This window comes from Streptomyces sp. NPDC046465 (assembly GCF_040646035.1).
Taxonomy (GTDB): Bacteria; Actinomycetota; Actinomycetes; order Streptomycetales; family Streptomycetaceae; genus Streptomyces.
Genome location: NZ_JBEYZK010000091.1, coordinates 1 through 1,273, shown reverse-complemented (window position 1 = coordinate 1,273; position 1,273 = coordinate 1). Strand labels below are relative to the sequence as shown.

General features: G+C 49.2%; 1 rRNA gene. It reads right to left on the bottom strand.

The features are described from left to right. A 23S ribosomal RNA gene (locus ABZ953_RS39400) occupies positions 1-1,273 on the bottom strand; the annotation flags it as partial.

The window sequence follows — 1,273 nt, the reverse complement described above, 5'->3', positions numbered from 1 at the left end:
CCCAAATCATTACGCCTTTCGTGCGGGTCGGAACTTACCCGACAAGGAATTTCGCTACCTTAGGACCGTTATAGTTACGGCCGCCGTTTACTGGGGCTTCGATTCGTAGCTTCGCAGAAGCTAACCACTCCTCTTAACCTTCCAGCACCGGGCAGGCGTCACCCCCTATACATCACCTTGCGGTTTAGCAGAGAGCTGTGTTTTTGATAAACAGTTGCTTGGGCCTATTCACTGCGGCTGGCTTTTACACCAGCACCCCTTCTCCCGAAGTTACGGGGCTATTTTGCCGAGTTCCTTAACGAGAGTTCTCTCGATCACCTGAGGCTACTCGCCTCGACTACCTGTGTCGGTTTGCGGTACGGGTAGATATGACTTTACGCTAGAAGCTTTTCTTGGCAGTGTGACATCAGAGAGTTCGCAACCGTAGTTGCTTCCCCATCACAGCTCAATGTTAAAGAGAAATGCATTTGACACATCTCACACCTCACTGCTTAGACCAGAATCCATTAACTGGCATCTCTTAGCCTACTGCGTCCCTCCATCACGATCATATCTAGTACTGGAATATCAACCAGTTGTCCATCGACTACGCCTTTCGGCCTCGCCTTAGGTCCCGACTAACCCAGGGCGGACGAGCCTTCCCCTGGAAACCTTAGTCTTACGGTGGATAAGATTCTCACTTATCTTGCGCTACTCATACCGGCATTCTCACTTCTTAACGCTCCAGCACTCCTCACGGTATACCTTCATCGCGGTTAAGAACGCTCTCCTACCATTGATAAAATATCAATCCAAAGCTTCGGTAATATGTTTAGCCCCGGTACATTTTCGGCGCAGGGTCACTCGACTAGTGAGCTATTACGCACTCTTTGAATGATAGCTGCTTCTGAGCTAACATCCTAGTTGTCTGTGCAACCCCACATCCTTTTCCACTTAACATATATTTTGGGACCTTAGCTGTTGGTCTGGGCTGTTTCCCTTTCGACTACGGATCTTAGCACTCGCAGTCTGACTGCCGAACATGTGTATTAGCATTCGGAGTTTATCTGAGATTGGTAATCCTAGACGGACCCCTCACCCAAACAGTGCTCTACCTCCAATACACTTACATTTCGACGCTAGCCCTAAAGCTATTTCGGAGAGAACCAGCTATCTCCCAGTTCGTTTGGAATTTCTCCGCTATCCACAAGTCATCCAAACACTTTTCAACGTGTCCTGGTTCGGGCCTCCAGTGCGTCTTACCACACCTATCCATGAGCAGGGTGAAGGTGTG